We start from the raw sequence: 23,052 nt of genomic DNA on the forward strand, positions 1-23,052 counted from the left end.
GCTGGGCTAAGTGCTTGATTATACTGGTGCCGACTGCCGGTTTCGAACTGGCCACCTGATGATTACAAATCAACTGCTCTACCAAATGAGCTAAGTCGGCGAAACTTTTACAGCCGCGATTATACGCTATTTGATGCGCGTGAGCGTCGGACGGCCGCCTTTTTTAGGCGGATCGTTGTTGTCGTCCGGCGCCGGCGCCGTGGCCGGTACGCCGGTCGGGGCATTGTCCGAACCGGTATCCGGCACGCTCGACAGCGCCGCACCCGGCGCCTTGGCCAAGGACGGCACGCTCGACAACGGACTGTCGGTCGGCTGGCCGGCCGCGTTCTCGGAGGCCGTGCTGTTCACCTCGAACGCCATGCCCTGGCCGTTCTCGTTCGCGTAAATCGCCAGCACATTCTGCACCGGCACGTAAATCTCGCGCGAGACGCCGCCGAAGCGGGCGTGGAACTGGACCGCGTCATTGTCCATCTTCAGGCCCGAGGTGGCGCCGAAGCTGATGTTGAGGACGATTTCGCCTTTTTTGACGTATTCCATCGGCACCGTGGTAGCGGCGTCGACCTTCACGGCGAGGTAGGGCGTAAACCCGCTGTCGGTACACCACTCGTAAATGGCGCGCAGCATGTAGGGCTTGGTTGAGATGTCGGGCATGTTCTGGTAGTGGTGTGGTACGACGTGTACACGCCAGTCTACTGCGATTCGCCCGAAGGCGTTGTGACTGGCGTGTAACGAAAGTGGCGAAGGAGCAGCCGCCGATCAGCGGCGCATGACTTTCTCGGACGGGGTCAGCGCTTCGATGTAGGCCGGACGCGAGAAGATGCGCTCGGCGTACTTCATCAGCGGCGCAGCCGTCTTCGACAGCTCGATCCCGTAGTGATCGAGGCGCCACAGCAAAGGCGCGACGGCCACGTCCAGCATCGAGAATTCATCGCCGAGCATGTACTTATTCTTCAGGAACAGCGGCGCGAGCGTGGTCAGGCGGTCGCGGATTTCCGCGCGCGCCTTGTCGTGGCTCTTGTCGTTGGCCTTGGCGCGCTCGCTCTCGAGCACGTGCACATGGACGAACAGTTCTTTCTCGAAATTGAACAGCATCAGGCGCGCACGCGCGCGCATCAGCGGATCGGCCGGCATCAGTTGCGGATGCGGGAAGCGCTCGTCGATGTATTCGTTGATGATGTTCGATTCGTACAGGATCAGTTCGCGCTCGACCAGGATCGGTACCTGGCCGTACGGATTCATCGTCGAGATGTCTTCAGGCTTGTTGAACAGGTCCACATCGCGCACTTCGAAGTCCATGCCTTTTTCAAACAGGACCAGGCGGCAGCGTTGGGAGAATGGGCACGTGGTGCCGGAGTAGAGAACCATCATTTTTATAGTTCCTTAGAAACAAAGGGGGTGAAACGACGAGCGGATCACCCCGAAATGTGCCCGCCGACTGACTCGGCGGGCAATGAATGAAGCGTGCAGCCTGCTTACTTGACTTCTTTCCAGAACGATGCGCTCAGGCGCCAAGCGAACAGGGCAAAGATCGACATCAGGAACAGCACCCACACGCCCAGGCTCTTGCGGGTGGCCGCTGCCGGCTCGGCCATCCACTCGAGGTAGGCGACCAGGTCGGCGGTCGCTTCGTCGAATTGCAGAGGCGTCATGCTGCCAGGAGAAACTTGCTCGAAACCAAGAACCTTGTGCACGGTTTTGCTTTCATCATGCGGATCTTTTTCTTCGGCCGTCTTGAGCGACCGCACGCCCTGCAACTGCCACATGGCGTGCGGCATGGCCACGTTCGCCACCACCAGGTTGTTCCAGCCAGTCGGACGGGTCTCGTCCTTGTAGAAGGTGCGCAGGTAGGTGTACAGATAGTCAGGGCCGGAGCCGGCCGAGGAAGCCTTGGCGCGGGCGATCACGGACAGGTCGGGCGGTACCACGCCGAACCATTCCTTGGCGTCGGCCGGGCGCAGCACCGTCGTCATCAGGGCGCCGACCTTCTCACCCGTAAACAACAGGTTTTCCTTGATTTGCTCTTCCGACAGCCCCAGGTCTTTCAGGCGGTTGTAGCGCATCGAGGAAGCCGAGTGGCAGTTCAGGCAATAGTTGACGAACAGCTTGGCGCCGTTTTGCAGCGAGGTCAGGCTGGGGCGCGCGGGCGCCTTGTCCAGCGGATGGGTGCCACCGCTGGCTAACGCCAGGCCCGGCAGCAATGCCAGGATCGCGATCAGTTTTTTCGGAAAATTCATGTAATGTCCTTTTGCTGTGATGTCGTCGATTAGTGCGGATGGAACGTCACACGTTTCGGCACCGGCTTGAAGGTGCCCATCGAGCTCCACCAAGGCATCAACATGAAGAAACCGAAGTACAAGAGGGTGCACACCTGCGACATGATCGTGAAGACCGCCGTCGGCAGCTGGGTACCGAGGTAGCCCAGCAGCACGAACGCGACACCGAACACGAGGTACACATATTTGTGCCAGTCGGGACGGTAGCGGATCGACTTGACCGGCGACTGGTCCAGCCACGGCAGGGCGCCGATGATCATCACCGACGAACCGAACAGCACCACGCCCCAGAATTTCGCATCCAGGATCTGCGGCAGCATGCCGATGATGACCAGCAGCGCGAAGCCGGCGATGGCGATCTTGACCATGAACGGCAGGCGCGTCTTGACCCAGATGAAGGCCACGTAGAGGGCGATCGCACCCATCAGCACGTACATGAAGTCGGCCGTGGTGGCGCGCAGCACCGAGTAGAATGGCGTGAAGTACCAGGTCGGGGCGATGTGCGCCGGGGTCTTGAGCGAATCGGCCGGGATGAAGTTGTTGTACTCCAGGAAGTAGCCGCCCATTTCCGGGGCAAAGAACACCACCGCGCTGAAAATCAGCAGGAACACCGACACGCCGAACAGGTCGTGCGCCGAGTAGTAAGGGTGCGATGGGATCGAATCGAGCGGATGGCCGTCCGGACCCAGGGTTTCCTTGACTTCGATACCGTCAGGATTGTTCGAGCCGACTTCGTGCAGCGCGATCAGGTGGGCGGCAACCAGGCCCAGCAGAACCAGCGGAATCGCGATCACGTGGAAGGCGAAGAAGCGGTTCAGGGTGGCGTCGGACACGACGTAGTCGCCGCGGATCCACAAGGACAGGTCAGGGCCGATGAAAGGAATCGCACCGAACAGGTTGACGATCACCTGGGCGCCCCAGTACGACATCTGGCCCCATGGCAGCAGGTAGCCGAAGAAGGCTTCGGCCATCAGGCACAGGAAGATCGCGAAACCGAACAGCCAGATCAGTTCACGTGGCTTGCGGTACGAACCGTACAGCAGGCCGCGCGTCATGTGCAGGTAGACGATGATGAAGAAGGCCGAGGCGCCGGTCGAGTGCATATAGCGCACCAGCCAGCCCCACGGGACTTCGCGCATGATGTATTCGACCGAACCGAAGGCTTGCAGGGCGTCCGGCTTGTAGTGCATGGTGAGGAAAATGCCGGTAACGATCTGCAACACCAGCACCAGCATCGCGAGCGAGCCGAAGATGTACCAGAAGTTGAAGTTTTTCGGCGCGTAGTACTGGCCCCACTGGTCGTTCCACAGTTTGGACAGGGGGAAGCGGTCATCCACCCAGCCCAGTGCCTTGTCGGCCACCGGCGCATTCGCGGGGAACTTTGTTTCTTTAAAAGCGGCCATCTTATGCCTCGCCTTTCTCGTCTTTGCCGATGATCAGCTTGTTCTCGCTCAAGTACATATGGCGCGGCACTTCGAGGTTGTCCGGTGCCGGCTTGTTCTTGAACACGCGGCCGGCCAGGTCGAAGGTCGAACCGTGGCAAGGGCACAGGAAGCCGCCGGCCCAGTTGTCCGGCAGGTTGGGCTGGGCGCCTTCCGCGAATTTCGAGGTTGGCGAGCAACCGAGGTGCGAGCAGATGCCGACCGCGATCAGGTATTCCGGCTTGATCGAACGGTGTTCGTTGCGCGCGTACTCTGGCGTGAGCGCGTCCGGCGTGCGCTTCGATTCCGGATCGGCCACCGCGCTGTCGGTCTTCTTGAGCGAAGCGACCATCTCGGGCGAACGCTTGAGAATCCAGACGGGTTTGCCGCGCCACTCCACGGTCTTCATCTCGCCCGGCGCCATGCCGGTAATGTCTACTTCCACCGGCGCGCCAGCGGCTTTTGCCTTCTCCGACGGCTGGAATGTGCTTACCAAGGCTCCCGCCGTGGCCAAACCGACAACACCACCCACCGCGCACGTAGCGGCGAGCATGACGCGTCGGCCCGGATCGACCTGCTTTTCGTTACTCATACCAACCCCAATCAGTCAAAATGCGAAATCTTAAAAAGCTACTTAGAGCTTCTAGCAACCTTAAATTATAAGGGAATAGGGGGGCGAGTTAAAGAAAAAATGTTGCACGCGCGCCTGTCAAGAGCGAATCAGCGCCATTTTGAAACGATTCGGGCGCCCAATGGGGGCAATTGCCCGTTTGCGGGCGCCCGCGCGCCGCCATCGCGGCGGTGGGGAACCACTGGCCCGGTTTGGTTTCTAACCGCGGTACGGTATGATCTCGATGGCTATTTCACAACCAGAGGGCAAAAAATGACGATGATGAGCGAGTTCCGGCAGTTTGCTATGAAGGGCAATGTGGTCGACCTCGCGGTCGGCGTCATCATTGGTGGCGCTTTCGGCAAGATTGTCGATTCCCTGGTGCAAGACATCATCATGCCGCCCATCGGACGCCTGTTCGGCGGCCTCGATTTTGCCAATTACTATATTCCGCTGAACAACCAGGCCATGAACCTGCCCCTGGCGGAAGCCAAAAAAGCCGGTGCGGTGCTGGCCTACGGCAACTTCCTGACCATCCTGCTCAACTTCATCATTCTGGCCTTCATTATTTTCCAGATGATCCGCGTGATGAACAAGCTGCGCCGCGCCGAGGAGGCGCCGGCGGTGGCCCCCGCCGCCACCCCCGAAGACGTGCTGCTGCTGCGCGAGATCCGGGATTCCCTCAAAAAATAGAGCGGAGGGCCCGATGCGGCGCTTATGGCTGTTGTTCGCCCAGGTGGTCACCGTGGCCCTGGCGCTGTACTTCGTGGCCGCGGCCCTGCGCCCGGGCTGGCTCGGCCCGCCCCTGCCGGCGCGCCGCATCGAAGCGGGCAAGCTCGCCAGCGATGTGCCGGTGCTGCAGGCGCCGGGCGCGCAGCCGGCCCCGGGCAGCTACCGCGAGGCGGCCGCGCGCGCCATGCCCGCCGTCGTCAACATCCTCACCAGCAAGAATCTCGGGCGCGCGCATCCGCTCCTGCGTGACCCCTTCTTGCGCCGCTTTTTCGGCGACCGCCTGCCGCCCGGGGAACCGCAGTCCAGCCTCGGCTCCGGCGTGATCGTCAGCCCGGACGGCTACATCCTGACCAATAACCATGTCATCGAGGGCGCCGACCAGATCGAAGTGGTGCTGGCCGACGGGCGCAAGTGGCCGGCGCGCCTGGTCGGTAGCGATCCCGAGACCGACCTTGCGGTCATCCGCATCGGTGTGCGCAAGCTGCCGGCGATCGTGCTCGGCAACGACGAGGCCGTGCGCGTGGGCGACGTGGTGCTGGCCATCGGCAATCCCTTCGGCGTGGGCCAGACCGTCACCCTGGGGATCGTCTCCGCGCTCGGGCGCAACAATTTGCACATCAACCAGTTCGAAAACTTCATCCAGACCGACGCGGCTATCAATTTCGGCAACTCGGGCGGGGCCCTGGTCGATACCAACGGCAACCTGCTCGGCATCAATTCGGCCATCTATTCCGAAAGCGGCGGCTCGGTCGGGATCGGCTTCGCCATTCCCGTCACCACCGCCAAGGCCGTGATGGAGGCCATCATCCGCGACGGCGCCGTGGTGCGCGGCTGGATCGGCATCGAAACCCAGGACATCACGCCCGAGCTGGCCGACAGCTTCGGGCTGGCGCAGCAAAGCGGCACCATCATCGCCGGCGTGGTGCGCAACGGCCCGGCCGACCGCGCCGGCCTGCGCCCCGGCGACATCGTGCTCACCGTGGCCGGCAAGCAGGTCGGCGGCACGGTCGACACGCTCAAGCTGATCGCGCAGCTTGAGCCCGGCGGCAAGGCTACAATGACCGTGATGCGCAAGAACCGCCGGGCCACGGTCGACGTCACCGTCGGCAAGCGCCCGCGGCCGCAGTGATGTCGCTTTCCCTTTTTTTCCCTTCACCTTCCGGACCCACAGCATGCATTTGCGCGACCTGACGCAGTTTTTGACCGAGTTAAGCGAGAATAACAACCGTCCATGGTTCATCATGAACAAACCGCGCTACGATATCTTGCGCGAAGAATTCCTGGCAGTCGTAACCGAACTGATCCGCGAACTGAGCAAGTTCGACCAGCAGGTGGCCGCCTGCAATCCCAAGAAAGCGATGTTCCGCATCAACCGCGACATCCGCTTCGCCAACGACAAGAGCCCGTACAAGACGCGTTTTTCGGCCGGCATCACGCCCAAGGATTTGCGCCGCCCCAGCGCCGGCGGCGGGTCGACGTATTATTTTCAGATCGATGGCAGCGGCAAGTTGCTGTTCGGGGCCGGCGAATACTTGCCGCCGGCCCCGCGCCTGACAGCCATCCGCGCGCAGATCGTCAACGATGCGACAGGCTTTGCCAAATTGCTGAAGAATAAACCCATGCGCGCCACCTTCGGCCATTTGCAGGAAGAAGACAAGCTGCAGCGGCCGCCCAAGGGATTCGATCCGCAGCACGTGCATGTCGAGTATCTCAAGCTCAAGAGCTTTTTTGTCTGGACCGAGGTCGATCTCAAGCTCAATGAACCGGAGCAGCTGGTGCCGCAGCTGGCGCGCGGATTGAAGGATGCCTTTGCGCTGGTGACATGGTTGCGCAAGGTGGAAATGAGCAACGCGGAAGAATAAAGGGAAACGTCATGGCCTTACAACATGCTGCCTCGGGCGAGCTGATACCACTGAAGCGGGGCGACGACGACATCGCCCATTTCACCTCGGTCGCGCTGGCCAAGACCGGGAACATGGAACTGATCCGGCTGGTGCTGCCCAAGGACCGGGAGATGCCGGTGCACAAGGTGGACGGCGAGATCACCTTGCTCTGCCTGCAGGGCCAGATCGTCTGCGATGCGCACGGCAAGAGCGTCGTGCTGCGCCCGGGAGACCTGCTGTACTTGCTGGGCGGCGTGCCGCACGGCTTGCGCGCGAACGACGATGCGGTGGCCTTGCTGACCATCTTGCTGACATAGCTAGTGTGTCACGCTGCCACGGAAGGAGTAAGATCATGCTGAGTGCATATTTCTGGAGACGATCGTGGACCGTCGCAGCTTGCTGACACTGGCTCTTGCCTTGAGCGTCATGACCCCGGGGCGCGCCGCCGCCGCGGCCGATATGCACGTATCAACCCTGATCGGCAGCGATCCGGCCTCCGCCATCGCCGAACTGGTGATGGCGGAAGCCTACCGCCGCATCGGCCGCGTGCTGGTGGTGCACAAGCTGCCGGGAGAACGCACCCTGGTCATGGCCAACGAAGGCAGGATGGATGGCGAGTTGTACCGCAAGGTTGGCATGGAACGGGAGTATCCCAACCTGATGATCGTCCCGGTGCCCTTGCTCACCTATGAAATCGTGATCTTCACGCGCGGGACCGACTTCGTCGTCAGCGGCTGGGACAGCCTGCGGCCGTACACCATCGGCTATGTGCGCGGCATCAAGATCGTCAAGGAAAATACGGAGGGCATGAAGACCGAAGCGGTGCCGACCATGGAACAGGCTTTCCAAAAGCTGACGATGGGACGCACCGATATCGTGGTCGGCAACCGCCTGGCGGGACTGGCGGTCGCCGAGGCCCTCAAGATCGACGAGGTGCGGGTGCTCTCGCCGGCGCTGGCCTCGTTCCCGGTCTACCACTACGTCAACAAGAACCACGCCGCGCTGGTGCCGGCGCTGGTGACGGCCCTGCAAGCGATGAAGGCGGACAAGACCATCGAGAAGTTGCAGAAGCAGGGCGCGCGCGCCACCCTTCCTTAGTGCCGGCCGCGCATGGCGCTGGCGCGGCGAGCGCCGCGCCAGGCTTGCGGCTCAGCTTAATTCATCGCGTGGATCGCGCGCCAGCAATTGCGCCAGCATCGCCTTTGGCGTGCCGCCATCGAACAGCACGCCGGCCACTGCATTGGTGATCGGCATGTCCACCCCCAGCTTGTGCGCCAGCGCGCGGACCGCCCTGGCGCACGGCACGCCCTCGGCCACATGGCCCAGCTCGGCCACGATAGTGTCGAGCGCCTTGCCCTGCACCAGCCCCAGCCCGACCCTGCGGTTGCGCGACAGGTCGCCTGTGCACGTGAGAATCAGGTCGCCCATCCCGGTCAAGCCCATGAAGGTCGCCGGGGTGCCGCCCAGCGCGATGCCCAGGCGGGTAATTTCAGCCAGCCCGCGCGTGATCAGGGCGGCGCGCGCATTCAAGCCCAGCCCCAGCCCATCGGCCACGCCGGTGGCAATCGCCAGCACATTCTTGACCGCGCCGCCCACTTCCACGCCGACCAGGTCGTCGCAGGAATACACGCGGATATTGCCGCCATGAACGGTGGACACCACCCGCTCGCGCAGCATGTCCGAGCGCGACGCCACCGTCAGCGCGCACGGCAGGCCGCGCGCCACTTCCTGCGCGAACGAGGGGCCAGACAAGGCCCCGCCCGCCACCTGGTCGCCCAGCACCTCGGCCACCACCTGGTGCGGCAGCAGGCCGGTATCGCCCTCGAATCCCTTGCAAAGCCAGACGATGTGCGAGATTGCGTGGGGTTTAAGCTGCATCAGCAGCGGCCGCAGCCCGGCCACCGGGCAGGCGGCGATCAGCAGCGGCGCCTCTGCCTCGGGCGTGTCCAGCACATGGGCCAGCGCAGTGTCGAAGTCGGCCGTCACCTGCAGCCCGGCCGGAAAGGCACAGCCGGACAGGTAGGCGCTGTTCTCGCGCGCGTGGGCCATGGCCTGCATGGCGCCGCCATTGCGGCCCCACATCAGCACCTCATGGCGCGCCGCCAGGGCGATGGCGACCGCCGTGCCCCAGGCGCCGGCGCCCAGGACGGTAATCTTGCGTGGCGCAAGGGGGGAGGCGCTGGTCGGCATGGGACTCAGATGCCCCACACGTCGGCAGCGCGGATAAAGCCGCTGATGCCGTCACGATGGCGCACCTTGATCCAGCTCGCGGGCTGGGGGTCGACCAGTTCCAGCAGCACGCCCTTGTCGGCGGTCATCAAGAGGGTGGCATCGCTGTCGGTTCCGGCGCGCACCTTGGCGTTGGCGGTGCGCACCACCACATTGCGGCGCGGGCTGAGCGCCTTCGCTTCGGCCCAGGCCAGGTCGCCATTCGCATCGCGCACCCTGACCCATTCGCCATAGGTGAGCACGACTTCGACCGGCATGCCGCGCACGGCGATGAACAGCTTGCCGCCCTTGACGGAGGGCGCGTCGTACAGGATGGTGCTGGCCGCGCCGATGCTCTTGAAATCGAGGGCGTGCGCCGAAGCACTTGCCAGCACGAAGGCGGCACTGAGGAGAAAACGGGGAATTGTCATTGCGTGGCCTTCGCCGTGAGAGTGCAGGATGGAGCGGCCGCGGCGCCGGCGCGAGCCGTGCCCGGACAGGACCCGCGCGCAGCGCATGCGCGCGGGCGGCCTGGCCACCCTGCGGTCGTGCTTAGTGTGCTGCGCTGTCTGCTGGGGCAGCGGCGGCTGCTTCAGCCAGCGCCTGACGACGCTGCTGGTAAAACACTTCGAAATTGATTTCGGCCAGATGCACAGGCGGGAAGCCGGCACGGGTGATCACGTCGGCGATATTGCCGCGCAGGTAAGGGTAAACGATGTTCGGGCAACCGATTCCCAGCAGGGGATCCATCTGGTCCGCAGGGATGTTGCGCGCTTCAAAGATACCGGCTTGCTTGCCTTCAACCAGGAACGCAACCTTGTCCTTGACCTTGGCGGTCACGGTGATGGTGACGGTCGACTCGTAGATGCCGTCGGCGATCGCCTCGGCGCCAACGTCGAGCGACACTTCGATCGACGGTGCTTCTTGTTCGAGGAAGATAGCTGGGGAATTCGGCTGTTCCAGCGACATGTCTTTCAGGTAGACGCGTTGGATTTGGAATACGGGTTGCAGATTTTCGTCAGACATGGAACGCTTTCGTTGAGAAATTAACAGAACGGCGACACGCCGTTCCCTCTGTGCTTGGACTTCAAACGCGACGGCAATTGTAGCAAAATCATACGGCTTGAAATAGTTTTGCGCAATCAATCGACTTGCATTCGGGTCTATATGCCGCTCAAACCCCTTTTAACAAGGGATCGAGGCGTCCTTGTTGATCCAGCGCATACAAATCGTCGAAACCGCCGACATGGGTGTCGCCCACGTAAATCTGGGGCACGGTGCGGCGTCCGGTCTTGTTCATCATGACCACTTTCTGTTCCGGGTCGAGGTCGACGCGGATCTTCTCGATATCGGTCACGCCCTTCGCTTCGAGCAAGCGTTCGGCGCGCACGCAGTACGGGCAGGAGGCGGTATGGTAGAGCACTACATGGGCTGTCATGGTGTTTCCTTTCTTACTTAGCGGTCGGCAAGCCAGCGGCTTGCCATGCGGTCAGGCCGCCATCGAGGCTGAACACGTCGGCAAAACCGGCCGCTTCGAGGATCTTGGTGGCCTTGTCGGCACGCGCGCCGGTCTGGCACATGACGACGATGGTCTTGTTTTTCGCTTTGTCGAGCTCGGCAATGCGGGACGACAAGTCTGCCAGCGGAATGTTTTTCGCGTCGCGCAAATGCCCTTTGGCAAATTCCTCGGCATCGCGCACGTCCACCAGCACGGTCTTGCCGCGGTTCATGAGCTGGGTCACCTGCAAGGTGGAAGCGCGTTTGCCGCGCGGAAGCAGCGCCGGCCAGAGCAGGGCGCCACCCGACAGCACGACGATGCTGACGATAAAAATATTGTCAATAATGAATTTCACGGGGTTCCAATGGTTTAGGACAATCCGCGCATTATAAAATAGAAGCCGAATCTGTTTACACTTACCGTTTACACTGACGCTTTGCAGTTTGCATTCACCAATGTCGCATCACCTTTTTCTTCTTCCACCTTCTTGAAAATTGCTTATGTACAAAATTGTCTTCATGCGCCACGGCGAATCGACCTGGAATCTTGAGAACCGCTTCACCGGCTGGACTGACGTCGACCTGACCGAAAAAGGCGTGCGCGAAGCGCGCAGCGCCGGCCAGGTGCTCAAGGAAGCCGGCTTTACCTTCGACGTGGCCTACACCTCGGTGCTCAAGCGCGCCATCCGCACCTTGTGGCTGGCGCTCGACGACATGGACATGATGTGGCTGCCGATCAAGAATGACTGGCGCTTGAACGAGCGCCACTACGGCGCCCTGCAAGGCCTGGACAAGGGCGAAACCGCGGCCAAGTACGGCGACGCCCAGGTGCTGGTCTGGCGCCGCAGCTACGACACCCCGCCGCCGGCGCTGGAAAGGTCCGACGAGCGCACCTCGTTCAACGATCCGCGCTATGCCGGCGTGCCCAAGGACAGCATTCCCCTGACCGAATGCCTGAAAGACACTGTGGCGCGCGTGATGCCGGTGTGGGATGAGGAAATCGCCCCTGCCATCCGCGCCGGCAAGAAAATCCTGATCTCGGCCCACGGCAACAGCTTGCGCGCCCTGATCAAAATGCTCGACGGCATCAGCGATGAGGATATCGTCGGCCTCAACATTCCCAACGGCCAGCCGCTGGTGTACGAGCTCGACGCCGACCTGAAACCGATCCGCCATTACTACCTGGGCGACCAGGACGCCATCGCCGCCGCCGTCGCGGCCGTGGCCAACCAAGGGAAGGCCAAGTAAGTTTTGTATCGTAATTCGACGCAGTTGGCGGCCGGGGCGCTGTTGTGCGCGCTCGCGGCCGTATTCACGTGCAGTGCCGCCGCCGCGCCTGCTCCCCGCCAAACCGAGCGCAGCAAGCAGAAAGTGCTGGCGGAGAAGACGCGCGCCGGCATCCAGCAAAAACTGGCCGAACTCAAGCGCGAAGTCAGCAAGACCGAAAGCGAACGCGAGGACGCGGCCGATACCCTGGCCGAGTCCGAGGAAGCCATTTCCAACGCCAACCGCGTGCTGCGCGAGCTCGCCGGCGAACAGAGCGAGACGAATGCCACCGTGGCCGAACTGGCCGCGGCGCAACAGCGGCTGGCCGACACCATCGCCAGCCAGAAACAGCAACTGGCGCGCCTATTGCGCGAGCAATACGTTGCCGGCAATGAAGACCGTATCAAGCTGCTGCTCTCGGGCGACAATCCGAACCGCATCAACCGCGACCTGCAATTGATGGCCTATGTGTCCAAGGCCCAGGCCAAGCTGCTCGGTTCGCTGCACGGCAACCTGGCCGCCGTCGCCAGCAACCGCGACAAGGCCGAAAACGCGCGCGAGGAACTCGATGAAATCGCCCAGGAAGAGCGCGAACAGAAAGCCGTGCTGGAAAAGGAAAAGGCGCGCCGCGCCGCCTTGCTCGGCACCCTGTCGAACCGGCTGGCCGAGCAGCGCAAGGAAATCGGCGGCCTGGAGCGCGACGAACAGCGCATGGCCGGGCTGGTCGACAAGCTCTCCAAACTGATCAAGGAACAGGCCGAAGCGGCGGCCGCCGAGCAGCGCCGCCAGGAAGCGCTGGCCGCCGCGCACGCCAAGGCCGCCGAACAGGCGCGCCTGCTGGCTGAGGCGAAAAAGGCCGAACGCCGCGCCGAGCGCGAACGTGAACGCGAACGCGAGCGCGAACGCCTTGCGCGCGAAGCGGCCAAAAAGCCGCCCAAGCTCGATCCGCGCACTGGCGCCAAGATCCCGCCGGTCCCAGTCCCGGTGCCGCTACCGATGGATCCGATCGACGACGAGCCGCCCGTGGCCGCGCAGACACCCGAGCCGAAGCCGGAAGCGACGCCGCCGCGCAAACCCGACATCGCGCTCGCTCCAGCCATGCCGGAAGGCGCTTTCGCCAGCCTGCGCGGCAAGCTGCGCGCGCCGGTGGCCGGCAAGCTGGCGGCCCGCTTCGGCGCCAAGCGCGGCAGCGGGCCGAGCTGGAAAGGCATGTTCATCAAGGCCGCCGAAGGCAGCGAAGTGCGCGCCGTGGCCGGCGGGCGGGTGGTGTTCGCGCGCTGGATGCGCGGCTTCGGCAACCTGATCCTGGTCGACCATGGCAGCGAATACCTCTCCATCTACGGCAACAACCAGGCGCTGCTGAAACGCGAGGGCGATGCAGTCAAGGGCGGCGACCCGATCGCCAGCGCGGGAAACACCGGCGGCAACGAAGAATCGGGGCTATACTTTGAAATCAGGCACAAAGGCGCGGCGGTCGATCCGGCGCTCTGGGTGAACTTTTAGGTCAACAAAGTCGGGCGGATCATGCGGTCCGCCCGCGCTTCGGCGTTGCTGCCGACAGTATGAAGAATGGGTGTAAGAATGAAAGTCAAAAGTATCGGCCTGATCGGCTTTGGCATGGTGGCCGGCGTCGCCGCGTCCTTCCAGTTTTCGGCCATGGCCCAAAAACCCGGCAGCGCGCCCCTGCCGCTCGACGAGCTGCGCCAGCTCACCGATGTCTTCGGCCTCATCAAGACCGATTATGTCGAGCCGGTCGAAGACAGCAAGCTGCTGTCCGAAGCGATCAGCGGCATGGTGGCCTCGCTCGACCCGCACTCGGTCTACCTCGACAAAAAAGCCCTGCGTGAAATGCAGGAAAGCATGCAGGGCCGTTTCGTCGGCCTCGGCATCGAAGTGGCCATGGAAGAAGGCTACGTCAAGATCGTCACCCCGATCGAAGATTCGCCGGCCTTTCGCGCCGGTATCAAGGCGGGCGACCTGATCACCCGCATCGACAGCACCCCGATCAAGGGCATGTCCCTGGACGAAGCGATCAAGAAAATGCGCGGCGAGCCGAAAAGCAAGGTAGTGCTGACCATCGCGCGCAAGGGCGACGACATGCCGTGGATCGTGCCGCTGATGCGCGAGGAAATCCGGGTCCAGAGCGTCAAGGCCAAGATGGTCGAACCGGGCTACGGCTGGCTGCGCATCAGCCAGTTCCAGGAACAGACCGTGGACGACATGGTGAAAAAGGTCAACGCGCTGTACGCCCAGGACCCCAAGCTCAAGGGCCTGGTGCTGGACTTGCGCAACGATCCGGGCGGCTTGCTGCCGGGCGCGATCGGCGTGTCGGCCGCGTTCCTGCCGCATGACAAGCCGATCGTCTCGACCGCCGGCCAGCGCCGCGACTCGAACGAAGTGTTCTACGGCCGGCGCGAGTTTTACGCCGCCCGCAGCGGCGCCGATCCGCTGGCCAAGCTGCCGGCCGCGCTCAAGAACGTGCCGATGATCGTGCTGGTCAACACCGGCTCGGCCTCGGCCTCGGAAATCGTCGCCGGCGCCCTCCAGGATTACAAGCGCGCCATCATCATGGGTACCCAGACCTTCGGCAAGGGCTCGGTGCAAACCCTGCGCCCGCTCACCAAGGATACCGCCGTCAAGCTCACCACCGCGCGCTACTTCACCCCGAGCGGCCGCTCGATCCAGGCCAAGGGCATCGTGCCTGACGTGATGGTCGACGAAACCGCCGACGGCGACGGTTTGAACAGCCTGCGCGTGCGCGAAGCCGACCTGGAAAAACACTTGTCCGACGGCAGCGGCAAGGACAGCATCGATCCGGCCAGGGCGCGCCGCGACGAACTCGAAGAAGACCAGCATGCCCAGGCGCTCGCGCGCACCCGCAAGCCGCTCGAATTCGGCAGCAAGGATGACTTCCAGCTGGCCCAGGCCCTGAACCAGTTCAAGGGCTTGCCGGTCAAACTGTCGAAAGTCGAGGTGGTGCACGACAAGGAAGCCGACAAGGCCAAGGACAAGGGCGCCGTCAAGCCGGTGCCGGACGTGAAAGTGCCGGAGCTGAACAAAGGCGTCAAAAAATAATGCGCCGCAGTCGTACCATCACCAGCATCGGCACCCGATGAACGACGACCAGCTGCTGCGCTATTCGCGCCACATCCTGCTCGACGAGATCGGCATCGAAGGCCAGCAGCGGGCGCTGGCGGCCAGCGCCCTCGTCATCGGCGCCGGCGGGCTCGGTTCGCCGGCGGCGCTGTACCTGGCTTCGGCCGGGATCGGGCGCATCGTGCTGGTCGACGACGATGTGGTCGACCTGACCAACCTGCAACGCCAGATTCTGCATACCAGCGCGCGCATCGGCCAGCCCAAGGCCGAGTCCGGACGTGCCGCGCTGCTGGCCATCAATCCCGAGATCGAGGTAGTGGCGCTGCGCGAGCGGGCCGGCGATGCCCGTCTGGCCGAGCTGGTGGCGCAGGCGTCGGTGGTGCTCGATTGCAGCGACAACTTCGCTACCCGCCACGCCGTCAACCGCGCCTGCGTGGCGCGGCGCGTGCCGCTGGTGTCGGGCGCGGTGATCCGCTTCGACGGCCAGATCAGCGTGTTCGATCCGCGCCGCGCCGATTCGCCGTGCTACAGCTGCCTGTTCCCGCAAGACCAGGGTTTCGAGGATGCCGCCTGCAGCAGCATGGGGGTGTTCGCGCCGCTGGTGGGCGTGATTGGCGCGATGCAGGCGGCCGAGGCGCTCAAGCTGGTGATGCAGGTCGGCCAATCCTTGGCCGGACGCCTGCTGCTGCTCGACGGGCGCGGCATGGAGTGGACCAGCATCGGCGTGGCGCGTAATGCGGGGTGCCCGGTGTGCGGGTGCGCCGGGTAGCATATCTGCTAGCGCCTCTTTCGCACCGTTAAACGAAAAACCGTCGTTCCCGCGAAGGCGGGGACGCATGCGTCCCCCCCAAGTTAGTCGAGCCGCCTGTAGCTACGGTACGAACTTGGGTTCCCGCCTCTCCAAGAACTGGCTTCTGAACTTAGGGGCGTTAGGTTAGCGGATTTCTGATCACAAACGTCAAAACCGTCGTTCCCGCGAAGGCGCACTGTCGTCCGGAATAATTTTCTTGACGCGCTCACGAGAAGAGGCATCCTTGAATTTCTGCGAATTCGTGCGCCGCTTGTCGTCGTCGGCGATCATGTAAATCTTCGGTGTCCGTACGTTGAAATAGGGTTGCGCGGACGAAGCAAAGGCAATCCCACAGGGTCCGTTTCACACGGTTGGACTCGTTGAACAGTGCAACCAACAAATAACTGATGAGAGCGGTAAGTATCTGAATCCGGACCGCGTTTTCAGATCGTCCGAGGAACTGCTTGATCTTGAGGTGCTGCTTGATCCATTTGAAGAACAGCTCGATTGCCCAGCGCTTTTTGTAGTGCTGGGCAATTTCCATGGCACTACTGTCGAAGTCGTTAGTAGCCAGAACGATGGGCGTATCTTTGTTCGGCCGCGCCACGATGACACGGCGCAAAGGCTTCCCAAAGTAGAGATTGATCCGTTTTCCGCCGAGCCGTTTGTGCTTGAAAGTAACGATTTCGTCGCTGAGCACGATGTGCGCATCATCAGCAGGGATGTCCGATTTCTGCAGGACGTTGACAGCGGCGTTGTTCTTGAAACGAGTAACAAAGCGCGCGTTGGCCTCGTCAATGGATTTCCACCAATTGAAATCGCAATAGCCCTTGTCAAATACATAGAGCGCGTTCGCTTCGAGCGGTACGTCAACTGCCCGTTCAACGTCATTGACGTTGGGGTGGCTAATGTCGTGCCAGACAGGGATTGCATCATGGGCATCATACAAAACGTGCAGCTTCAAGCCTTGCGTATTGCGAGTGCTATTCTCGGGCGTCCACCTCTCAAACTCCCGTCCCTTCAACGTCAACGAGGTGGAGTCAAGCAAATACATCAGATCATTGCTTTGCTGGCGCAGCTTACGCGACACCTTCCCCATCAACCAGGCAGCGGTATCACTAAACACCGTGTCAGATCGATTCTCATTGGCGTCAGCCAAGGTGGAGCGCTTGATCGCTGACGTACCAAGATGGTAGTGATGCGCGACATGACTGTTGAAGCCAGTCTCCAGTGGTCGCAACCCCTTCGCCTCACTGATCTGCGCGTAGAGCATGGCAATGAGATGATCCCAATGCCCGAACTTCTTGCAATATTTGTCGGCATTGTGCCGTTCGACTAGTTGAGCGAAGGTTCCTCGCGGGAGCCCCTTCATTAAACGCTGAAAAGTAGTTATGCTGAACATGTTGCAGGTTTGGTTTTTAAGTTGGCAAACAGAGGTTAACCCTCGTAAACCAATACCTGCAACCCTTTTAACGTTGTCAACCCACTTTATTCCGGACAGCAGTGCGCGAAGGCGGGAACCCAATTTTGCTCCGTAGCCGTTGGCTGAGCGTCGGACTTGGATTCCCGCCTTCGCGGGAATGACGGAGCTTAAGTTAGCGGCATTAACCTCTGGACTTGCCTCGTTCTAAGGAATTGGAGGAGTTTCTTGGAAACTGGAGGCTGCGCGGGAACGACGGAGGTCTATTTTCTCCTCCTTAAGCCCCAAAAATAATCATTTGTTCATTTGTCTTTATGACATTGCTCTGGACCGTACGTACCCGTGCTATTCTTGCGTCCCAAACATAATAACTAACGTTCCGTCCAGGGAGATGCATTACATGAAACGTCCGCTCGTCCTCGCTGTCGCCGCCGCCTTGAGCTGGTCGGCGCACGCCGCCACCCAGACCATCCGCTACGAGATGCACGCCGAAAACGGCAAGCGCATCGGGGAACAAGTCGTCGAACGCGACGACGATGGCCTCACCCGCGTGCGTTTCATCTACAAGGACAACGGCCGCGGCCCCGAGCTGAGCGAACAGTTCCGCCTCGGCGCCGACGGCACCCTGAGCGAGTACACGGTCAAGGGCAACTCGACCTACGGCGCGGTGGTGGACGACCGCTTCGAGCGCAAGGGCGACCAGGCCATCTGGAAATCGACCTCGGAAAAAGGCGAGAAGTCGATCGCCGGCCCGGCCATGTATGTGCCCCTGAACGGCTCGGCCGAAATGGCCTCGATCGCCATCGCCGCCCTGGCCGCCAGCCCCAACGGCACCCTGCCGCTGCTGCCTTCCGGCACCCTGACCCAGCGCAAGCTCGATGAAGTCGAGGTCAGCAGCAACGGCCAGACGCGCAAGGTGCAACTGTTCGCCCAGACCGGCCTGGGCATGTCGCCCCAGTTCTACTGGGCCACCACCGATGCCAGGCCGCGCCTGTTCGCCATGGTCATTCCCGGTTTCATGACCGCCGCCGAAGAAGGCTGGATCGGCGTGGCCAAGGTCTTGGCCGAGCGCCAGAAAGTGGCCGAGAGCAAAATGCTGACCGACCTCGCCAGCCAGCTGCAGCACAAGCTGACCGGCTTGACGGTGGTCAAAAACGCGCGCATCTTCGACAGCGAGAAAGCCACTGTCGGCGCGCCGTCCGACGTGTACGTGCTGCGCGGGCGCATCAGCGCCATCGTCCCGGCCGGCGCGCCGGTGCGCGGCGCCGTCAATGAAATCGACGCGGCGGGGCGCATCATGCTGCCCGGCCTGTTCGACATGCATGGCCACGTGAGCCGCTGGGAAGGCGGCCTGAACCTGGCTGCGGGTGTCACCACGGTGCGCGACATGGGCAACGATAACGAGCAGATGCAGCAGATGCTCGACGAAGTGGCCGATGGCCGCCTGCTCTCGCCGCAAGTGGTGCCGGCCGGTTTCCTGGAAGGCGAGAGCCCGTTTTCCTCGAACGGCGGCTTCGTCGTCAAGGATTTGCCGGCCGCCAAAAACGCGATCGACTGGTACGCCGAGCACGGCTATCCGCAGCTGAAAATCTACAATTCCTTCCCCAAGGCCATCCTCAAGGACACCGTGGCCTACGCCCACAGCCGCGGCATGCGGGTGTCGGGCCACATCCCGGTCGGCCTGCGCGCGCACGAAGCGCTCGATGCCGGCTACGATGAAATCCAGCACATCAACCAGGTCATGCTCAACTTCCTGGCCACGCCGGAAACCGAAACGCGCACCCTGGAACGCTTCATCCTGCCGTCGGAAAAAGTGGCGGGCCTGGACTTCGAGTCGGCCAAGGTCAAGCAATTCATCGCGCGCCTGAAAGCGCAGCAGACCGTGATCGATCCGACCCTGGCCACCTTCGCCTTCCTCAAGCAGCGCGACGGCGACCTCAACGAGCCGTTCGCGGCCGTGGCCGACCATATGCCGCCCGATGTGAAGCGCGGTTTCTATGTCGGTACCATGAAGATCGCCGACGAAGCGGCCCAGAAGCGCTACGAAAAATCCTACGCCAAGATGGTCGACTTCGTCGGCCGCCTGTACAAGGCCGGCGTGCCGATCGTGGCCGGCACCGATGAAATGGCGGGCTTCACCTTGCAGGCCGAACTCGAACTGCTGGTCAAGGCCGGCCTCACGCCAGCCCAGGCGATCCAGGTCGCCACCCGCAACGGCGCGCGCTACACCCGCACCAGCGGCGAGCGCGGTTCGGTGACCCAGGGCAAGCTGGCCGACCTGGTGCTGGTCGATGGCGACCCGACCAAACAGATCGGCGACATCCGCAAGGTGGCGGCGGTCATCACGCGCGGCTATGTGATCTATCCGCAGGAAGTCGACAAGGCACTCGGCATCGTGCCTTTCGTCAAGGATGCGCCGATGCTGAAAACCCTGGCCCCGGTATCGAGCAACTTGGCCGAAGGCGGCAACGAGGGCGCGCTGCATCGCCTGAGCGGCAGCGGCGCCAGGCATCACCACTGATCGGCAAGCGGCTTGCGCCAGGCGGCGCTGTCGATTCGTCCATCACTGGAAGGCGGCGCCACACTGACTTACAATCCGGTGGCGCGCCTGCACCGTCCTTACCGCCGCTGGCGGGAAGCGCGGCGGCCCTGCCGGGGTAACTTGAATAACGCCCCGGCAACTTAGATTCCCGCCTGCGCAAGATGACAGGAAGATGACGCAAAATAGCCAGCACTTCGTTAGCGACGGCGGGCGTTATTGGCCTTATACTCCGACTCATTGTAGAACTTATTTACTGACTGACTATGAAACTCGCTGCACACCGTCCTCTCCGCCAGCGCTTCGCGCGCGGCTTTACCCTTGTTGAAATCATGGTGGTGGTGGTCATCATCGGCATTCTCGGCGCGCTGGTCGTGCCCAAGCTGATGAACCGTACGGTCCAGGCCCGCATCACCGCCGCCAAGGTCGACATCGCCAACCTGATGCAAGCCCTCAAGCTGTACAAGCTGGACAACCAGCGCTACCCGACCACCGAACAAAGCCTGCAGGCGCTGGTCGTCAAGCCGACCAACGGCCCCACCGCCAACGGCTGGAAAACCGGCGGCTACATCGAGAAACTGCCGAAGGACCCATGGGGCAACCCCTACCAGTTCCTCTCGCCCGGCGTGCAGGGTGAAATCGACGTGTTCTCGCTCGGCGCCGACGGCCTGCCCGGCGGCACCGGTGACGACGCCGATATCGGTTCCTGGGAAAACTAGGCCCGGACCGAGACGTCTTGAAGCTCATGAAAGCAGTGCGCGCCAGCAGCGGCTTCACCTTGATCGAGGTGATGGTAGTGATGGTCATCATGGGCATCGTGCTGGGCCTGGTCTCGATCAATGCGATGCCGAGCCCGCGCCAGAATCTCGAAGACGAGGCGCGCCGCCTGGCCTTGCTGCTGCAGCTGGCGCGCGACGAAGCCATCGTGCGCAACCGCCTGGTGGCTTTCGAGGCCGATACCGAACGTTACCGCTTCCTGGTGCGCAATGAAGCGATCTGGGAACCGGTCACGCGCGACGACCTGCTGCGCGAGCGGCCCTTCAAGGGCGCCCCGGTGCAGCTGCTGCTCGACCCGCCGGTAACGGTGGGCGGCAATCCGGTGCGCATTACCTTCGGGCGCGAGCCGGTCGACAAACCGTTCGTGCTGACCCTGGCAATCGGCGACGACCGGGTCGCCATCCGGGCCGACGGCATCGGCCACTTCGTCGTCGAGTAACCCCTGAATCATTTGTAGAACAAGATCATGCGCCATCGCCTTCACCGCCAGTCCGGCTTTACCCTGCTCGAAGTGCTGGTGGCGCTCGTCATCATCGGCACCGCGCTGGGCGCCTCCCTGCGCGCGGTGGGCAGCCTGACGTCCAACAGCGCCGGCCTGCGCGCCGCCATGATGGCCACCTGGTCGGCCGAAAACCGGCTGGTGCAGATCCGCCTGGCCAAGGAATATCCGGCCATCGGCAAGAACAGTTATGAGTGTCCCCAGGGCGACCTGAAGCTGATCTGCCAGGAAGAAGTGCTGGCCAGTCCGAATCCGCGCCTGCGCCGGGTCGAGGTCAGCGTGTTCGACAGCGTCAATCCGGAGCGCCGCATCATCAAGCTGGTTCAACTGGTGCTCAACGAATGAGGCATACCGGGCACAGGCAACACGGGCGAGAGCGGCAACGAGGTGGTTTCACCCTGATCGAACTGCTGGTGGCGATCAGCATCCTGGCCATCGTGGCGGTGCTCGGCTGGCGCGGCCTGGACAGCATCGTGCGCGCGCGCGAAACGCTCACCGCGCGCCTCGAATCGGCGCGCGGCATGCAGCTCGCCTTTGCCCAGATGCAGAGCGATTGCGAGCACCTGGCCAATCCGGCCATGATGCTGGGCCGGCCCTACCTGCTCTCGGCGCCCGACAAACTGACCCTGGTACGCAATGTGTACGCCGAAAACGAACCGGCGCGCCTGCAGGTGGTCGCCTACCGCATCGTCGACCGCATGCTCACCCGGCGCGAATCGAACGGCACCCGCGACCTGGTCCAGCTCGACGTGATGTGGCAGGCCGCCATCAGCAACGCCGACACCACGCCGTCCGTCACCCTGCAGTCGGGTGTGAGCGCGATGCAGGTCATGAACTGGGAAAACAATGGCTGGCGCCAGAACAGCCAGCCGGTGGCCCAATCGGTCAAGCAACAGCAACAACAGCAGCAACAGCAGCAACAGCAGCAGCAGTTGCAGCCGGTCCCGCCCGACGTGGCGCCGACCGGCTTGCAGGTGCAGCTGCAGGTCGATAACGTGGCCGCCGTGATGAGCAAATCCTTCCTGCTGGGAGGCATGTGATGCGCCAGCCTCATCCGCGCCGCCAGCAGGGCGTGGCCATCATCACGGCCCTGCTGCTGACCATGCTGTCGGTGACCATCGTCGCCAGCCTGTTCTGGCAGCAGCAAGTCCAGGTGCGCTCGATGGAAAACCAGCGCCTGCACCTGCAGACCAAGTGGATCCTGCGCGGCGCGCTCGACTGGGCGCGCCTGGTGCTGCGCCAGGATGGCATCGACAACCGCAACCTGACCACCCTGAACGCGGTGTGGAACACGCCGCTGGCCGAAACCCGCCTCGACCAGTACATCGAGCGCGAGCGGGTCGAGGGCGAAGTGTTCGACGCCACCCTGTCGGGCCAGATTTCGGACGCCACCGCGCGCTACAACCTGATGAACCTGTCCAACGGCAGGGTCATCGACAAGATCAATGTGCAGGTGTACCAGCGCCTGCTGCAAAACCTGCAGCTCGACCCGGCCCTGGCCCAGCGCACCGCGCTGGCGGTGGCCTCGGGCGCGGCGCCTGCCGCACCAATCGTGCCCGATCCCAGCCAGCCGCAACAGCCGCCGCTCGACCCCGACGCTGTGCCGGTGCCCGTGTCGGCCGGAAGCGCGCCGATCGGCCTGACCCAGCTCGACGACCTGCTCGCCATTCCCGGCTACACCCAGGAGACCGTGAACCGCCTGCGCGAGTTCGCCATCGTGCTGCCCGAACAGACCAAGGTCAACGCCAACACTGCGCCGGCCGAAGTGCTGGCCGCCATCGTGCCGGGGTATTCGGTGTCGGAAGCGGCGGCCCTGGTGACCCGCCGCAAGCAGGCTTACTTTCTCGACGATGCCCGCTTCAAGGAACAGTTGTACGGCAAGGATCCGCTCAAGAACACGTATAGTTTTAAAAGCGAATATTTTCTGGTGAAGAGCCGGATACGCCTGGACCGGGCCGCGCTCGACGCGGAAGCGCTGGTCCAGCGCAGGCTGGACGATCGTGTGACGACCACGACCGTCTGGGTACGGCAAAATTAAGAA

General features: G+C 62.7%; 26 protein-coding genes and 1 tRNA gene. 15 read left to right on the forward strand and 12 right to left on the reverse strand.

The annotated features are described in order from the left end of the window. Positions 1 to 24: 24 nt before the first annotated feature. The 6 genes from IV454_RS09345 to petA all read right to left on the reverse strand — a co-directional run bounded on the left by IV454_RS09345 (position 25) and on the right by petA (position 4,286). Positions 25 to 100 (reverse strand) — tRNA-Thr (locus IV454_RS09345). 26 nt (positions 101 to 126) lie between these two features. Beyond that, positions 127 to 651, reverse strand: a complete 525-nt coding sequence (locus IV454_RS09350; RefSeq protein WP_206091258.1) for a ClpXP protease specificity-enhancing factor — start codon at positions 649 to 651, stop codon at positions 127 to 129. A gap of 105 nt (positions 652 to 756) precedes the next feature. Next, positions 757 to 1,368 carry a glutathione S-transferase N-terminal domain-containing protein gene (locus IV454_RS09355; RefSeq protein ID WP_054265664.1) on the reverse strand — a complete coding sequence of 204 codons (612 nt, stop codon included), beginning with the start codon at positions 1,366 to 1,368 and terminating at the stop codon, positions 757 to 759. Between the two features lie 104 nt (positions 1,369 to 1,472). Continuing rightward, positions 1,473 to 2,234 carry a cytochrome c1 gene (locus IV454_RS09360; RefSeq protein WP_206091259.1) on the reverse strand — a complete coding sequence of 254 codons (762 nt, stop codon included), beginning with the start codon at positions 2,232 to 2,234 and terminating at the stop codon, positions 1,473 to 1,475. A gap of 29 nt (positions 2,235 to 2,263) precedes the next feature. Continuing rightward, positions 2,264 to 3,676, reverse strand: a complete 1,413-nt coding sequence (locus IV454_RS09365) for a cytochrome b (protein WP_206091260.1) — start codon at positions 3,674 to 3,676, stop codon at positions 2,264 to 2,266. 1 nt (position 3,677) lies between these two features. Next, the gene (gene petA, locus IV454_RS09370) at positions 3,678 to 4,286 is read right to left on the reverse strand and encodes a ubiquinol-cytochrome c reductase iron-sulfur subunit (protein ID WP_206091261.1); all 609 of its coding nucleotides are present in this window, start codon (positions 4,284 to 4,286) and stop codon (positions 3,678 to 3,680) included. A gap of 291 nt (positions 4,287 to 4,577) precedes the next feature. Between petA and mscL the strand changes: the two genes are divergently transcribed. The 5 genes from mscL (at position 4,578) to IV454_RS09395 (ending at position 8,017) form a co-directional block, all read left to right on the forward strand. Continuing rightward, complete coding sequence (mscL, locus tag IV454_RS09375) at positions 4,578 to 4,997, forward strand: large conductance mechanosensitive channel protein MscL (RefSeq protein ID WP_282961424.1); 420 nt, start codon at positions 4,578 to 4,580, stop codon at positions 4,995 to 4,997. Between the two features lie 13 nt (positions 4,998 to 5,010). Beyond that, positions 5,011 to 6,165 carry a trypsin-like peptidase domain-containing protein gene (locus IV454_RS09380; protein ID WP_206091262.1) on the forward strand — a complete coding sequence of 385 codons (1,155 nt, stop codon included), beginning with the start codon at positions 5,011 to 5,013 and terminating at the stop codon, positions 6,163 to 6,165. 43 nt (positions 6,166 to 6,208) lie between these two features. Beyond that, the gene (locus tag IV454_RS09385; protein WP_206091263.1) at positions 6,209 to 6,898 is read left to right on the forward strand and encodes a DUF2461 domain-containing protein; all 690 of its coding nucleotides are present in this window, start codon (positions 6,209 to 6,211) and stop codon (positions 6,896 to 6,898) included. An 11-nt stretch (positions 6,899 to 6,909) separates the two neighbouring features. Beyond that, positions 6,910 to 7,236, forward strand: a complete 327-nt coding sequence (locus IV454_RS09390) for a cupin domain-containing protein (RefSeq protein WP_206091264.1) — start codon at positions 6,910 to 6,912, stop codon at positions 7,234 to 7,236. 64 nt (positions 7,237 to 7,300) lie between these two features. Continuing rightward, the gene (locus tag IV454_RS09395) at positions 7,301 to 8,017 is read left to right on the forward strand and encodes a substrate-binding periplasmic protein (RefSeq protein ID WP_229522154.1); all 717 of its coding nucleotides are present in this window, start codon (positions 7,301 to 7,303) and stop codon (positions 8,015 to 8,017) included. Between the two features lie 51 nt (positions 8,018 to 8,068). On the opposite strand, the gene IV454_RS09400 is transcribed toward IV454_RS09395, so the two are convergent. From IV454_RS09400 to IV454_RS09420, 5 genes are all read right to left on the reverse strand, one after another. Then, positions 8,069 to 9,109: an NAD(P)H-dependent glycerol-3-phosphate dehydrogenase gene (locus IV454_RS09400; protein ID WP_206091265.1), complete on the reverse strand. Its 1,041-nt coding sequence runs from the start codon at positions 9,107 to 9,109 to the stop codon at positions 8,069 to 8,071. Positions 9,110 to 9,114: 5 nt separating this feature from the next. Continuing rightward, the gene (locus IV454_RS09405; protein ID WP_206091266.1) at positions 9,115 to 9,558 is read right to left on the reverse strand and encodes an SH3 domain-containing protein; all 444 of its coding nucleotides are present in this window, start codon (positions 9,556 to 9,558) and stop codon (positions 9,115 to 9,117) included. Positions 9,559 to 9,679: 121 nt separating this feature from the next. Then, on the reverse strand, positions 9,680 to 10,153 hold the full coding sequence (secB, locus tag IV454_RS09410) for a protein-export chaperone SecB (protein WP_206091267.1): 474 nt from the start codon (positions 10,151 to 10,153) through the stop codon (positions 9,680 to 9,682). Positions 10,154 to 10,301: 148 nt separating this feature from the next. Beyond that, complete coding sequence (grxC, locus tag IV454_RS09415; protein WP_054265675.1) at positions 10,302 to 10,565, reverse strand: glutaredoxin 3; 264 nt, start codon at positions 10,563 to 10,565, stop codon at positions 10,302 to 10,304. Positions 10,566 to 10,578: 13 nt separating this feature from the next. Beyond that, positions 10,579 to 10,980, reverse strand: coding sequence for a rhodanese-like domain-containing protein (locus tag IV454_RS09420; RefSeq protein WP_206091268.1), 402 nt, complete (start codon positions 10,978 to 10,980; stop codon positions 10,579 to 10,581). 145 nt (positions 10,981 to 11,125) lie between these two features. Between IV454_RS09420 and gpmA the strand changes: the two genes are divergently transcribed. From gpmA to IV454_RS09440, 4 genes are all read left to right on the forward strand, one after another. Further along, positions 11,126 to 11,872, forward strand: a complete 747-nt coding sequence (gene gpmA, locus IV454_RS09425) for a 2,3-diphosphoglycerate-dependent phosphoglycerate mutase (protein ID WP_206091269.1) — start codon at positions 11,126 to 11,128, stop codon at positions 11,870 to 11,872. A gap of 3 nt (positions 11,873 to 11,875) precedes the next feature. Then, entirely contained in the window at positions 11,876 to 13,393 is a 1,518-nt protein-coding gene (locus IV454_RS09430; protein WP_370663775.1) for a murein hydrolase activator EnvC family protein, read from the forward strand. 78 nt (positions 13,394 to 13,471) lie between these two features. Continuing rightward, complete coding sequence (locus IV454_RS09435; RefSeq protein ID WP_370663776.1) at positions 13,472 to 14,965, forward strand: S41 family peptidase; 1,494 nt, start codon at positions 13,472 to 13,474, stop codon at positions 14,963 to 14,965. A gap of 37 nt (positions 14,966 to 15,002) precedes the next feature. After that, positions 15,003 to 15,755, forward strand: coding sequence for a HesA/MoeB/ThiF family protein (locus IV454_RS09440; protein ID WP_206091271.1), 753 nt, complete (start codon positions 15,003 to 15,005; stop codon positions 15,753 to 15,755). A gap of 247 nt (positions 15,756 to 16,002) precedes the next feature. On the opposite strand, the gene IV454_RS09445 is transcribed toward IV454_RS09440, so the two are convergent. Then, positions 16,003 to 17,301: an IS4 family transposase gene (locus tag IV454_RS09445; protein ID WP_206091272.1), complete on the reverse strand. Its 1,299-nt coding sequence runs from the start codon at positions 17,299 to 17,301 to the stop codon at positions 16,003 to 16,005. 295 nt (positions 17,302 to 17,596) lie between these two features. Here IV454_RS09445 and IV454_RS09450 point away from each other — a divergent pair, with 295 nt between their 5' ends. The 6 genes from IV454_RS09450 (at position 17,597) to gspK (ending at position 23,049) form a co-directional block, all read left to right on the forward strand. After that, positions 17,597 to 19,717 carry an amidohydrolase family protein gene (locus IV454_RS09450; protein ID WP_206091273.1) on the forward strand — a complete coding sequence of 707 codons (2,121 nt, stop codon included), beginning with the start codon at positions 17,597 to 17,599 and terminating at the stop codon, positions 19,715 to 19,717. 284 nt (positions 19,718 to 20,001) lie between these two features. Beyond that, entirely contained in the window at positions 20,002 to 20,454 is a 453-nt protein-coding gene (gene gspG / locus IV454_RS09455) for a type II secretion system major pseudopilin GspG (RefSeq protein ID WP_206091274.1), read from the forward strand. Positions 20,455 to 20,480: 26 nt separating this feature from the next. Beyond that, positions 20,481 to 20,951, forward strand: coding sequence for a GspH/FimT family pseudopilin (locus IV454_RS09460; RefSeq protein ID WP_206092619.1), 471 nt, complete (start codon positions 20,481 to 20,483; stop codon positions 20,949 to 20,951). A 27-nt stretch (positions 20,952 to 20,978) separates the two neighbouring features. Continuing rightward, complete coding sequence (gene gspI / locus IV454_RS09465; RefSeq protein WP_054265682.1) at positions 20,979 to 21,356, forward strand: type II secretion system minor pseudopilin GspI; 378 nt, start codon at positions 20,979 to 20,981, stop codon at positions 21,354 to 21,356. Beyond that, entirely contained in the window at positions 21,353 to 22,051 is a 699-nt protein-coding gene (locus tag IV454_RS09470) for a PulJ/GspJ family protein (RefSeq protein WP_206091275.1), read from the forward strand. The genes gspI and IV454_RS09470 overlap by 4 nt, the downstream gene beginning before the upstream one ends. After that, on the forward strand, positions 22,051 to 23,049 hold the full coding sequence (gene gspK / locus IV454_RS09475) for a type II secretion system minor pseudopilin GspK (RefSeq protein WP_206091276.1): 999 nt from the start codon (positions 22,051 to 22,053) through the stop codon (positions 23,047 to 23,049). Before IV454_RS09470 ends, gspK begins: the two co-directional genes overlap by 1 nt. Positions 23,050 to 23,052 lie beyond the last annotated feature (3 nt).

This window comes from Massilia antarctica (assembly GCF_015689335.1).
Classification (GTDB): domain Bacteria; phylum Pseudomonadota; class Gammaproteobacteria; order Burkholderiales; family Burkholderiaceae_D; genus Telluria_A; species Telluria_A antarctica.

What these genes read in the sequence shown, in the direction of transcription:
- IV454_RS09350 (WP_206091258.1), bottom strand. Translation starts at nt 651, where the DNA reads ATGCCCGACATCTCAACCAAGCCCTACATGCTGCGCGCCATTTACGAG.
- IV454_RS09355 (WP_054265664.1), bottom strand. Translation starts at nt 1,368, where the DNA reads ATGATGGTTCTCTACTCCGGCACCACGTGCCCATTCTCCCAACGCTGC.
- IV454_RS09360 (WP_206091259.1), bottom strand. Translation starts at nt 2,234, where the DNA reads ATGAATTTTCCGAAAAAACTGATCGCGATCCTGGCATTGCTGCCGGGC.
- IV454_RS09365 (WP_206091260.1), bottom strand. Translation starts at nt 3,676, where the DNA reads ATGGCCGCTTTTAAAGAAACAAAGTTCCCCGCGAATGCGCCGGTGGCC.
- petA (WP_206091261.1), bottom strand. Translation starts at nt 4,286, where the DNA reads ATGAGTAACGAAAAGCAGGTCGATCCGGGCCGACGCGTCATGCTCGCC.
- mscL (WP_282961424.1), top strand. Translation starts at nt 4,578, where the DNA reads ATGACGATGATGAGCGAGTTCCGGCAGTTTGCTATGAAGGGCAATGTG.
- IV454_RS09380 (WP_206091262.1), top strand. Translation starts at nt 5,011, where the DNA reads ATGCGGCGCTTATGGCTGTTGTTCGCCCAGGTGGTCACCGTGGCCCTG.
- IV454_RS09385 (WP_206091263.1), top strand. Translation starts at nt 6,209, where the DNA reads ATGCATTTGCGCGACCTGACGCAGTTTTTGACCGAGTTAAGCGAGAAT.
- IV454_RS09390 (WP_206091264.1), top strand. Translation starts at nt 6,910, where the DNA reads ATGGCCTTACAACATGCTGCCTCGGGCGAGCTGATACCACTGAAGCGG.
- IV454_RS09400 (WP_206091265.1), bottom strand. Translation starts at nt 9,109, where the DNA reads ATGCCGACCAGCGCCTCCCCCCTTGCGCCACGCAAGATTACCGTCCTG.
- IV454_RS09405 (WP_206091266.1), bottom strand. Translation starts at nt 9,558, where the DNA reads ATGACAATTCCCCGTTTTCTCCTCAGTGCCGCCTTCGTGCTGGCAAGT.
- secB (WP_206091267.1), bottom strand. Translation starts at nt 10,153, where the DNA reads ATGTCTGACGAAAATCTGCAACCCGTATTCCAAATCCAACGCGTCTAC.
- grxC (WP_054265675.1), bottom strand. Translation starts at nt 10,565, where the DNA reads ATGACAGCCCATGTAGTGCTCTACCATACCGCCTCCTGCCCGTACTGC.
- gpmA (WP_206091269.1), top strand. Translation starts at nt 11,126, where the DNA reads ATGTACAAAATTGTCTTCATGCGCCACGGCGAATCGACCTGGAATCTT.
- IV454_RS09435 (WP_370663776.1), top strand. Translation starts at nt 13,472, where the DNA reads ATGAAAGTCAAAAGTATCGGCCTGATCGGCTTTGGCATGGTGGCCGGC.
- IV454_RS09440 (WP_206091271.1), top strand. Translation starts at nt 15,003, where the DNA reads ATGAACGACGACCAGCTGCTGCGCTATTCGCGCCACATCCTGCTCGAC.
- IV454_RS09450 (WP_206091273.1), top strand. Translation starts at nt 17,597, where the DNA reads ATGAAACGTCCGCTCGTCCTCGCTGTCGCCGCCGCCTTGAGCTGGTCG.
- gspG (WP_206091274.1), top strand. Translation starts at nt 20,002, where the DNA reads ATGAAACTCGCTGCACACCGTCCTCTCCGCCAGCGCTTCGCGCGCGGC.
- IV454_RS09460 (WP_206092619.1), top strand. Translation starts at nt 20,481, where the DNA reads ATGAAAGCAGTGCGCGCCAGCAGCGGCTTCACCTTGATCGAGGTGATG.
- gspI (WP_054265682.1), top strand. Translation starts at nt 20,979, where the DNA reads ATGCGCCATCGCCTTCACCGCCAGTCCGGCTTTACCCTGCTCGAAGTG.
- IV454_RS09470 (WP_206091275.1), top strand. Translation starts at nt 21,353, where the DNA reads ATGAGGCATACCGGGCACAGGCAACACGGGCGAGAGCGGCAACGAGGT.
- gspK (WP_206091276.1), top strand. Translation starts at nt 22,051, where the DNA reads ATGCGCCAGCCTCATCCGCGCCGCCAGCAGGGCGTGGCCATCATCACG.